General features: G+C 74.0%; 9 protein-coding genes. 6 read left to right on the top strand and 3 right to left on the bottom strand.

Annotation, left to right across the window (positions count from 1 at the left end; all coding sequences use genetic code 11):
• Positions 1 to 174 precede the first annotated feature (174 nt).
• Complete coding sequence (locus ACI79I_RS20055; RefSeq protein WP_456994072.1) at positions 175 to 1,422, bottom strand: PucR family transcriptional regulator; 1,248 nt, start codon at positions 1,420 to 1,422, stop codon at positions 175 to 177.
• A gap of 134 nt (positions 1,423 to 1,556) precedes the next feature.
• Between ACI79I_RS20055 and ACI79I_RS20050 the strand changes: the two genes are divergently transcribed.
• Genes ACI79I_RS20050 through ACI79I_RS20040 form a run of 3 tightly spaced genes read left to right on the top strand, consistent with a single transcriptional unit; the run spans position 1,557 to position 4,635 of the window.
• Entirely contained in the window at positions 1,557 to 2,792 is a 1,236-nt protein-coding gene (locus tag ACI79I_RS20050; RefSeq protein ID WP_456994071.1) for an FAD binding domain-containing protein, read from the top strand.
• A gap of 59 nt (positions 2,793 to 2,851) precedes the next feature.
• Complete coding sequence (locus ACI79I_RS20045; RefSeq protein WP_456994070.1) at positions 2,852 to 3,835, top strand: cyclase family protein; 984 nt, start codon at positions 2,852 to 2,854, stop codon at positions 3,833 to 3,835.
• The gene (locus ACI79I_RS20040) at positions 3,832 to 4,635 is read left to right on the top strand and encodes an SDR family NAD(P)-dependent oxidoreductase (protein ID WP_456994069.1); all 804 of its coding nucleotides are present in this window, start codon (positions 3,832 to 3,834) and stop codon (positions 4,633 to 4,635) included. The genes ACI79I_RS20045 and ACI79I_RS20040 overlap by 4 nt, the downstream gene beginning before the upstream one ends.
• A gap of 98 nt (positions 4,636 to 4,733) precedes the next feature.
• Here ACI79I_RS20040 and ACI79I_RS20035 read toward each other — a convergent pair whose 3' ends face one another.
• Positions 4,734 to 6,635 (bottom strand): oxidoreductase, encoded by a 1,902-nt coding sequence (locus ACI79I_RS20035; protein WP_456994068.1) that lies wholly within the window; start codon positions 6,633 to 6,635, stop codon positions 4,734 to 4,736.
• A 4-nt stretch (positions 6,636 to 6,639) separates the two neighbouring features.
• The gene (locus tag ACI79I_RS20030; protein WP_456945738.1) at positions 6,640 to 7,392 is read right to left on the bottom strand and encodes an SDR family oxidoreductase; all 753 of its coding nucleotides are present in this window, start codon (positions 7,390 to 7,392) and stop codon (positions 6,640 to 6,642) included.
• A gap of 244 nt (positions 7,393 to 7,636) precedes the next feature.
• Between ACI79I_RS20030 and ACI79I_RS20025 the strand changes: the two genes are divergently transcribed.
• The 3 genes from ACI79I_RS20025 to ACI79I_RS20015 are packed head-to-tail and all read left to right on the top strand — an operon-like array spanning position 7,637 to position 10,401.
• The gene (locus ACI79I_RS20025) at positions 7,637 to 8,704 is read left to right on the top strand and encodes an ABC transporter substrate-binding protein (RefSeq protein ID WP_456994067.1); all 1,068 of its coding nucleotides are present in this window, start codon (positions 7,637 to 7,639) and stop codon (positions 8,702 to 8,704) included.
• Positions 8,705 to 8,734: 30 nt separating this feature from the next.
• On the top strand, positions 8,735 to 9,496 hold the full coding sequence (locus ACI79I_RS20020) for an ABC transporter permease (RefSeq protein ID WP_456994066.1): 762 nt from the start codon (positions 8,735 to 8,737) through the stop codon (positions 9,494 to 9,496).
• Complete coding sequence (locus tag ACI79I_RS20015; RefSeq protein WP_456994065.1) at positions 9,493 to 10,401, top strand: ABC transporter permease; 909 nt, start codon at positions 9,493 to 9,495, stop codon at positions 10,399 to 10,401. Before ACI79I_RS20020 ends, ACI79I_RS20015 begins: the two co-directional genes overlap by 4 nt.
• Positions 10,402 to 10,439 lie beyond the last annotated feature (38 nt).

Raw genomic sequence — 10,439 nt, 5'->3', positions numbered from 1 at the left:
GGACAGGGGCGTGGGCACCGCAGCGAGGGACGAGTGAGGAGCGGAGCGCCCCGCGGGAGCGAACGGGGGGCACTGAGCGGACAGGGGCGTGGGCACCGCAGCGAGGGACGAGTGAGGAGCGGAGCGCTCCGCGGCAGCGAACGGAGGGTGCTGCGCGGCGCCCAGGGCGGCGCGCTAGGCCGGGCCCGCCAGCAGCCGCTGGAGCCGGAGGGCCACCTGCAGCTCGGTGCGCCGCTCCGCCAGCGGGTGGCCGAGGTGCTCCTCGGCCCGGTGCAGCCGGTTGCGGACGGTGTGCTCGTGCAGCTGCAGGTGCTCGGCGGCGGCGACGTGGCTGCCCAGCCGGAAGGAGGCCTCGAGCGTCTCCCGCAGCCGGGCGGCCTCGGGGGTGTCCTCGGCCAGCGGGCCGAGCTCGGTGCGCACGAAGCGGCGGGCCCGCTCCGGATCGCGCAGCAGCAGGATCTCCAGGGCCACGTCGGAGTGCTCGAGGACGCGCGGCGCGGCGGAGCGGCCCCACGCCGTGCGCACCCGCTCGATGTCCTGGGCCTGCGCGTAGGCCTCGCGGAAGCCGGCCAGGCCGCTGTGCGGTTCGGAGACCGAGGCCTCCACACCGGTGTCGGCCAGCGCTGCCAGCAGCCGCCGGTGCCCGTCCCGGGTCCAGCCGGGGAGGGTCAGCCAGACCGCCGTCCGGCTCAGGTCGACGGGGTGGACCAGGGTCGAGCGGACGCCGGTGCGCGCCCGCACCCCGGTCGTGAGGCTGCCGGCCGCGCCCTCGGCCACCGACGGCAGCAGGACGACGACGTGCTCCCCGGCGAGGTCGTGGTCGAGCGTGATGAGGTCGGAGGGGGCCAGCGACGTCCGGTCCCCGCGCAGGATCTCCCGCACCAGCCCCTGCCGGACGTGCGCGCGGGTGCGGCTGAGCGCCTCGTCCACCCGCGCGTGGTTCTCCGCGACCAGGGAGGCCACGTGGTCCTGGTAGTCGAAGATCGCGGTGGTCAGCTGGACCAGCGCGCGCACCGCCTCGTCGCGGGGCACGTCCGCGGCCTCGGCGACCTCCTGCAGCCGGTCGGCCCAGGCCTGCCACATCTCGGCGAAGCCCACGCGGTAGGAGCGCTGCAGCGCGGTCTGCGGGATCCGCAGCTCCGCCTGCACCCGGGCGAAGACCAGCGGCTGCTCCAGGCGGACGGCGTCCAGCGGCAGCCGGCCGCAGAGGACCTGCTGCAGCAGCCGCAGGTTCTCCTGCACGCTGGCCCGCAGGTGCTCGGCGAAGCCGGGGTCGTCGGCGAGGTCGGGGAAGGCGACCGCGACGTCGCGGGCCACGACCCGGTCGCACAGCGCGGTCAGGTCGACGTCGGCGGCCAGGGCCCGGACCCATGCGGGCAGGGGCTCGCGGCCGGTGAGCGCGGGATCGGCCGCGTCGAGCACCGGGTTCCTCCCTCCACCGACAGCCGCCGAGACGCTACACGTGAGCCCGACCACGTTCCAGGCTGCCGGCCGGGAGTGCCGCCGGCGGGTGAGGAGGCCCCCGACGTGCTGACCGCGAGCGACGGAGCGGTCCGGTGAGCGGCGACGCCGCCCGGCTGTCCGGGAGCCGGCCGCTGCGGGTGGCCGTGCTCGGCGGCTCGCTGATCGGGCTCACCACCGCGTTGGTGTTCCGCGACATCGGCTGCGAGGTCGACGTCTACGAGCGGTCGCGGTCCCCGCTGGAGGGCCGCGGGGTGGGCATCGTGCTCCACCCGACGACGGTGCGGTACCTGCTGGAGAACCGGCTGCTCGACCTGTCCGCGGTCAGCACGTCGGCGTCCTGGCACCGCTACCTCGCCGACGACGGGTCGGTCCTCACCGCGGACGCCCGCCGGCACCACTTCACCGGCTACAACACCCTCTACGGCACCCTGCTCAACGCCTTCGGCCGGGACCGCTACCACCTCGACTCCGAGGCGACCGGCATCACCCAGACGCCCGACGAGGTGCAGATCGCCCTCGCCGGTGGCCGCACCGCCACCGCGGACCTGCTGGTCGGCGCCGACGGCGTCTCGTCGTTCACCCGCCGGACCATGCTCCCCGACGTCCAGCAGCGCTACGGCGGCTACGTGGCCTGGCGCGCGGTCGTGGACGAGCGGGAGCTGAGCCCGGAGACGTTCGCCGCGCTCGACGACTCGCTCACCTACTACGTCCGCCCGCACAGCCACGCGCTGACCTATCCGATCCCCAACTACGACGGCGCGGTCGAGCCGGGACGCCGGTTGATGAACCTGGTCTGGTACCGCAACGTGCCCGAGGGTGAGCCCCTGGCCGACCTGCTGACCGACCGCACCGGCAAGCGGCGCGACGTCTCCCTGCCGCCCGGCGCGGTGCGTGACGAGCACCTGGTCGACTTCCGGGAGACCGCGCGCACCCAGCTGCCGCCGCCCCTGGCAGAGGTCGCGGTCAAGAGCGGGGCGCCCTTCCTCCAGGTGATGGTCGACGTCGAGGTGCCCCGGATGGCCTTCGGCCGGGTGGCGCTGGTCGGCGACGCCGCCTTCGCCGTCCGGCCGCACGCGGCCGCGGCCACCGCCAAGGGAGCCGACGACGTGTGGGCGCTCGCGGCTGCCCTGCTGCGCTCCGGCGGCGACGTCCGGGAGGCCCTGCGGCTGTGGGAGCCGGCCCAGCTCGACCTCGGGCGGGCGCTGCTCGCCCGCACGCGCGACCTCGGGGAGGGCGCGCAGTTCCGCAGCGACTGGGTCCCCGGTGACCCCTCGCTCACCTTCGGTCTCCGCGCACCGGGCGACTCCGCGGACATGCCCGTGCGGTGATCCAGGTCGACCCGCGTCCCGGCCCCGGGGCGCGTCCACCCAGCAGGTCAGGAGGAACCATGGCCACCTCGCCGGCCGATGACGTGCCCTTCCGGGGAGACGACGTCATCCGCGACTACATCGGCAAGTTCTCGAACTGGGGACGGTGGGGGGAGGACGACCAGCTCGGGGCGCTCAACCACGTCGGGCCGGAGCAGGTCGTCGCGGCCGCCGCGCTGGTCCGCCAGGGCAAGGTCATCTCGATGGGGCTGCCGCTGGACCTCAACGGCCCGCAGTCGGGCGGCTTCCGGGCCAACCCGCTGAACATGATGACCGCGACCGGCACCGACTACCTGGCCGGCAAGCAGGACCCGCTGCCCGGCGGGTTCGGCCCGTCGAAGGGGTTCGGCTTCTCCGACGACGTCCTGGTCACCCCCAACCAGTCCGGCAGCCAGTGGGACAGCCTGGCGCACATCTTCTGGAAGGGGCAGATGTACAACGGGTTCGACGCCGGCAACGTCTCCGCCAAGGGCGCGGCGACCTGCGGCATCCAGGTCGCCAAGGACAAGCTCGTCATGCGCGGGGTCCTGCTCGACGTGGCCCGGCACAAGGGTGTGGAGTGCCTCGAGCCCGGCTACGCGATCACCGCCGAGGACCTCGACGCCACGGCCGCCGCGCAGGGCGTGGAGGTCCGCACCGGCGACGCGCTCATCGTCCGCACCGGGATGACCGAGACCCGCCGCGGCAACTGGGGCGACTACAACGGCGGGGCGGCGCCCGGCCTGTCGCTGCACACCGCCCCGTGGCTGTACCAGCACGACATCGCGGCGATCGCGACCGACACCTGGGGCTGCGAGGTGCGGCCCAACGAGGTCGACCTCTTCCAGCCGCTGCACATCGTCGCCCTGGTGCACATGGGCATCCTCTTCGGCGAGATCTGGGACCTGCAGGCGATCGGCGAGGACTGCGCCGAGGACGGCGTCTACGAGTTCCTGCTGTCCGCCGCCCCGCTGCCGATCACCGGTGCGGCGGGGTCGCCGATGAACGCGATCGCGGTCAAGTGACGGGCCTGACGGGAGGGGCCCCCCTGCTCGAGGGCCGGGTGGCCGCGGTGACCGGCGCGGGCACGGGGATCGGCCGGGAGATCTCCCTGCGGCTGGCCGCCGAGGGGGCCGACGTCGTGCTGACCGGCCGTTCCACCGACGCGATGGAGGAGGTCGCCGAGCAGGTGCGCGCCGCCGGCCGGCGGGCCCTGCCGGTCGCGATGGACCTGCGCGACCCGGACTCGATCACGGCGGCGGCCAAGGCCGCGGACGCCGAGTTCGGCCGGGTGGACGTCCTGGTCAACAACAGCGGCGTCGGGGGGCCCAGCACGCCGCTGGTGGAGATGCCGCTCGACGAGTGGGAGGACACCTTCCGGGTCAACGTGACCGGGACGATGCTGGCCTGCAAGGCCTTCCTCCCGGGCATGATCGCCCGCCGGTCGGGCTCGGTGGTCGTCATCGGCTCGGTGACCGGCAAGCGGCCGCTGGTCAACCGCACGCCCTACGCCGCGTCGAAGACCGCGCTGATCGGCCTGGTGCGCACCCTCGCGTGGGAGGTCGGCTCCTCCGGGGTCCGGGTCAACCTGGTCTCACCGGGCGGTGTCGAGGGGCCTCGGATCAACTGGGTCCTCGAGCAACAGGCCGCCTCGCGCGGGATCTCGGTCGAGGAGGCCCGCGCCGAGTTCGCCGGCGGGTCGGCGCTGCAGCGGCTGGTCCGCCCGCAGGACGTCGCCGAGGCGGTGGCCTTCCTCGCCTCCCCCCGGGCGGCGGCCATCACCGGCGAGGACCTCAACGTGGCCAACGGCCTGGTCATGTACTGAAAGAGCGCCCCCTCCTCCCCACCCCTCGCAGGCTCGGGGCGGGACCCGGGAGGGGGCCGCCCGGTGGCGGTGCCACGCGGCCCGCCACCGGGCGCCGCTCAGAGCTGCCGGGCGAGCCGTGCGGCGTCGTGCACCAGCAGGCGCTGGGCGAAGGCGTCCCACGTGTCACCCACGGCGTGCGCCGCCGTCCCGGACCGCGCCCAGCCCACCGCCCACACGAGGAGGTCGAACGGGCCCAGGGAGCCCGGCCCGTCGGCGCCGTCCACCTCGAGGCGCGAGCCGGCCACGCCGCGCACGGTCAGCCCGGGAACCGTCGCGGCGCCGTGCCCGGCGAGGCGCAGCGCCGTCGTCCCGGCGACCAGCGGGTGGGCGTCGGCCATGGGCCGGTCGCCGGGCACGACGAGCGTGACCTGCTTCCCGGCCGCGGCGACCAGCAGGGCGGTCTCACCGGCGAGCAGGCCCGGACCGACCACGGCGACCCGCTCCCCGGCGGCGTCGAGGTCCAGGCGGCCGGTCAGGACGTCGTCCGCTGCGGCGAGGGCGACGGTCCCGTCGCCGGCCAGGTCGGGCAGCACCGGGGCGCCCGGCGTCGCGTCGACCGTGACGTCGGGCTGCTCCGGTCCGGCGTCGGTCCGGACCCGGACCCCGAGCCGGCGCAGCTCGCGCCGGAAGTACTCGACGCCGTTGCCGACCTCGGCGGCGCCGGGTACCCGCGCGCGCAGCGCGAGCAGCCCGCCGAAGGGCAGCTCGCCGGTCGCGACGGTGACCTCGTGGCCGCGCAGGGCGGCGACCCGGGCCAGTTCCAGGCCGGCGACCCCGCTGCCGGTCACCAGGACCCGGCGCGGCCGCCCGGCCGGCACGACGGGCAGCTCCAGCTCGTGCCCGGTCTCGGGGTGCAGCAGGCAGGAGACCCCCAGGGCCGTGGTGATGCCGCCGTGGCAGGCCTGGCAGGCGATGCAGGGGACGACCTCGTCCTCCCGGCCGGCCAGTGACTTGCCGACGACGTCCGGGTCGGCGATGAGCGCGCGGCCCAGCGCGACCAGGTCGGCGCTGCCCTCGGCGACGGCCTGCTCCGCCGCGGCCAGCGTGTAGTAGCGGCCGACCGAGACCACCGGGATCGAGACCACCTGCTTCACCGCCGCGGCGAACCCGGCGAACACCGCCGACCCGCCGCCCATCACCAGCGGCGAGTCCCGCACGGTGTTCGGCCCCGCCCCGGCGGACACGTCGAGGTAGGCCACCCCGGCCCGCTCCAGCCGCGTCGCCACGCGCAGGCAGTAGTCGAGGTCCACGCCGCCGTCGTGGTAGTCCGAGCCGACGATCCGGGCGCCGACGGGGTAGTCGTCGCCGGCGACCTCGCGGATCCGCTCGAGGATCCGCAGCGGGAAGCGCATCCGGCCGGCGAGGTCGCGGCCGTACTCGTCCTCGCGGACGTTCTGCGCGGGGGAGAGGAAGCTCAGCAGCAGGTAGGCGGTGCCCATGTGCAGCTCGACCCCGTCGAAGCCGGCCTCCCGCGCCCGCCGCGCCCCCTGCGCGAAGGCCTCGACCATCGTGTCGATCTCCTCGACGGTCATCTCCTTCGGCACCGGCCGCCCCGGTGCCGGGAGCGCCGACGGGGCGAGCACCGGCTGTCCGCTGAGCGCCTCCACCGCGACGCGCCCGCCGTGGTGCAGCTGCAGGACGGCCACCGGCCCGTGCTGCTTGATCGCGCCGGCCAGCGCGGCCAGTCCGGGCACGAACCGGTCGTCGTGGATGGCCAGGTGGTTGGGCCAGCACTGCCCGGAGGGGTGCACCAGGGCGGACTCCACGTGCACCAGCCCGAGCCCGCTGCGCGCGCGGCGCTCGTAGAAGGCGCGGTGGCGGTCGTTGGAGGAGCCGTCGGGGTCGGGCAGCCCGTAGGTCGTCAGCGGCGACATGACCAGGCGGTTGGCCAGCCGCAGCCCGCCGAGGGTCAGCGGCCGGCGCAGCGCGGGGTACCGCTGGTCGTGCTCGGCGGCCACCGGGCTACCCCAGCTCCGTCGTCCAGTCGCGCTGCTGCGTCGGGTAGATCGTGAGCAGCTCGACGTTGGCACGCTGCGGCAGCGTCGCGACGAAGACGACGGTGTCGGCGAGGTCCTCGGGCTGGAGCATCGTCGCCCGGGCCTCCGGTGAGGGGGGCACCGGTCGCTGCTCCAGGATCGGTGTGGCGACCTCGCCCGGGCAGATGGCGCACGCCCGGATGCCGTTGACCCGCTCGGCGAGGTTGATCGACTCGGTGAACGAGTTCACCCCCGCCTTGGCGGCGTTGTAGGCCGGGCCGGTCAGCGCGCTGGCCCGGTAGCCGGCCATCGAGGAGATGTTGACGACGGTCCCCGACCGCTGCGCCCGCATCGCCGGCAGCGCGGCGTGGGTCACGAGGAACGTGCCGGTCAGGTTGACCTGCACGATCGCGTGCCAGTCGGCCACCGACAGGGCCGCCATGCTGCGCCGCGCGACGTTGACCCCGGCGTTGTTCACCAGCAGGTCCAGCCGGCCGTGCCGGTCGGTGACCTCGCCGACGAGCCGCTGCACCGCGTCGGCGTCGGTGACGTCGAGCGTCGCGGCGGTCGCCGTCCCGCCCGCGGCCGTCACGTCGGCGACGGTCTCCTCCAGCGGTCCGGACCGCCGGCCGACGACCACGACCCGGTACCCCCGGCCGGCGAGGGCCACCGCCGTCGCCCGGCCGATGCCGGTCCCTCCGCCGGTGACGACGGCGATCCGCCCGTCCACGTCCTGCATGGGTGCGCTCCTGCGTGTCGGGTGCGTCGGCTCGAGCCCCTTGCATTGTGTTCGGACGCTCGCCGGGGGACTTGTGCCAGGGCCCAAAAAACGGCTCCCCGATCTGTCGGTCGCGTGGAGTGCGGTACGTCACATCACCGATAACTTTCTCGCCCGAGCCCGGTAGCCACCCAGGCGTCCCAGGAACGCCCGGGTCTCGGCCGGATCGCCGTCCGCTGTCCCTCCCACGCTCGGAGGCAAGCCCGTGACCGCTCCTCGACGCACTCCTCGACCCTCGCGGCTGGCGGGCGCAGGCCTCGCCGTGCTGCTGGCCGCCACCGCCTGCGGTGGCGACGACTCGGGCGGGGGGTCCGGCGGCGGGGGTGGTGGCGGTGGGGACACCATCGCCATGACCTTCGGCACCGCCGGGACGCCGGTGGTCTACGGCAGCCTGATGATGCACGTGGCCGACGAGGAGGGGATCCTCGACAAGTACGGCCTGGACGTCACCTTCCAGAACTTCGCCAACGGCGCGGACTCCGTGCGGGCCGTGATCGGCGGGCAGCTCGACGCCGCCCTGACGTCCACGTCCAGCCTGGTGAACGTCGTGGCCGAGGGCGCGCCGGTCAAGGGCATGGTCGGCATGGACAAGCCCGACTACTACATCGCGACCACCGACCCGGCCATCACCAGCTGCGAGGACCTCCGGGGCCAGACCATCGCGGTCGACCAGACCGGCGGCGCCCGGTACAACTCCACCGTCACGATGCTCGCCTCCTGCGGCCTGACCGTGGACGACGTCGAGTTCGTCAACTTCGCCGGCCCGCCGGTCATCCAGGCGCTCGTGCAGGGCCAGGTGACCATCGCCAACCTGCACTACGACGAGGAGGCGTTCATCGAGGCGACCACCGACACCAACGTCGAGGAGGTCATCAGCCTCGTCAAGGACGTCAACCCGAACACGCACTACGTGCTGCAGGTGGCGACGACCGACTACATCGAGCAGAACCGGGACGCCGTCGTCCGGCTGACCGCGGCCTACATCGAGGCCAACGAGTTCGTCCGCGACCCGGCCAACTCCGAGCGCTTCGCCGAGATCGCCTCGAAGTACAACCAGCAGCCGGTCGAGGTGGCCCAGGAGGCGGTCGACCTCTTCCTCGAGTTCGAGTTCTGGCCGGAGGGCTCCGGGCTGGACCAGCAGAAGATCGAGGGCGTCATCCAGGAGCAGATCGACGCCGGCGCCATCACCGAGGCCAACGCGCCGACCTACGAGGACCTGATCGACCCCAGCATCTACGACGAGGCCCAGCAGCTGGTCGAGTCGACGAACTGACCGGCACTCCACCGAGGGGGAGCGATCGGGATGGCGACGGAGAGATGGGCGCGCTGGGGCGTCTACGCCCTCAGCCTGGTGGTGCTCGCCGTGGTGTGGCAGCTCGCGGCCGCCGGGAGCGGGCTGCTGCTGGCGAGCTTCACCGAGACGATGGCGCGGCTGGGTGAGCTCATCAGCAACGGGGAGCTCCCGGACGCACTGGCCTCCTCCGGCAAGATCTTCCTCACCGGCCTGGTGCTGTCGATCGTGCTGGGGCTCCCGCTCGGGCTGGTCTTCGCACGGTTCCCGCTGGTCACCGCGGCGGTGGAGACGTACGTGTACGGGCTCTACGCCATCCCGGTGATCACGCTGGTGCCGTTCATCCTGGCCGGCATCGGGTTCGACTTCCGGGCGAAGGTCCTGGTCGTCGTCCTGACGGCGATCTTCCCCATCCTGATCAGCGCGATGGAGGGCGCCCGCAGCGTCCCCGGACGGCTGCTCGACGTCGCCCACTCCTACCGGTCCACCGAGCGGCAGCTGTGGGCCGACGTGGTGATCCCCTACACGGTCCCGTACGCGGTGACCGGCATCAAGCAGGGCATCGCGGGGGCGCTGGTCGGCACGATCATCGCCGAGCTGTTCCTCAACGCCACCGGCGTCGGGGACCTGCTCATCCGCGCGTCGACCAACTTCGACTCCGCCGGTGCGCTGGCGGTGACCCTGGTGATCTCCGTCATCGCGGTGAGCCTGATGGGGGTGAGCGGGGTCGTCGAGCGGCGCTTCGCCGGCTGGCGGGAGGGGCTGTCCGGATGACCACGAAGCGAACCGGCACCAGGGAGCCGGCCGCCGGTGGCCGGCCGGTGAGCGCACCCGCGGGTCAGGGCTCGACCGCCACCGAGGCGGTACCGCTGCCCGGCGAGCCCTCGGGCACGGCCCAGGCGGTCCCGCCGGGACGCCGGCGGCGCGAACGCCGCCGGCCGCCGAACTGGCTGCTCCGGGTGCTCACCGGCGTGTTGATCCTGGTCCTCTGGGACCTGGGCGCACGGATGCTGGAGTCGCCGTTCATCGCCCGCCCGCTCGGTGTGGCGCAGGCGGTCCCGGAGGTCTTCGCCAGCGAGCAGTTCTGGGAGGACGCCTGGGCCACCATCGGCTCGGTCGTCTACGGCGTCCTCATCGGGGCTGCCGCGGGGCTGGTCCTGGGCCTGGCGATGGGCCGGATCAAGCTCGTGCGCTGGTTCTTCACGTCCTACGTCAGCGCCCTCTACACCCTGCCCATGGTCGCGGTGGTCCCGCTGATGACCATCTGGCTCGGCTACACCCCCGAGACCCGGCTGGTCGCCGTCGCCCTGTCGGCGTTCCTGCCCATCGTCGTGACGACGGCGGACGGGTCGCGGGCCATCCCCAAGGAGTACCTGGACGTGGCCCGCACCTTCCGGGCGCGGGTGCACAACATCTGGTTCGGGATCGCCCTGCGCAACGCGATCCCGTACCTCATCGCCGGTCTGCAGCTGGCCATCGCCCGCGCGCTGGTCACCGCCGTCGCCGTCGAGTTCCTCGCCGGTGTGCCCGGCCTGGGCTACTCGATCCTGCAGCAGAGCCGCAGCTTCCAGCAGAACCAGGCCTTCGTCGGGGTCATCGTGCTGACCCTCTTCGTCGTCGCCGCCCGCGCCCTGCTGACGCTCGCCCGGCGGCGGTTCCTGCCCTGGTACGGCCGCTGACGGCCGGCTCCCCGCCCGTCCCCTCCCCCCGGCGCGCC

Source organism: Geodermatophilus sp. SYSU D01105 (assembly GCF_054050095.1).
This window is presented reverse-complemented; position numbering and strand designations above follow the sequence as displayed.

Bases quoted from the DNA above. Each gene is read 5' to 3' on its own strand.
- ACI79I_RS20045 (WP_456994070.1), top strand. From the start codon at position 2,852: ATGGCCACCTCGCCGGCCGATGACGTGCCCTTCCGGGGAGACGACGTC.
- ACI79I_RS20030 (WP_456945738.1), bottom strand. From the start codon at position 7,392: ATGCAGGACGTGGACGGGCGGATCGCCGTCGTCACCGGCGGAGGGACC.
- ACI79I_RS20020 (WP_456994066.1), top strand. From the start codon at position 8,735: ATGGCGACGGAGAGATGGGCGCGCTGGGGCGTCTACGCCCTCAGCCTG.
- ACI79I_RS20015 (WP_456994065.1), top strand. From the start codon at position 9,493: ATGACCACGAAGCGAACCGGCACCAGGGAGCCGGCCGCCGGTGGCCGG.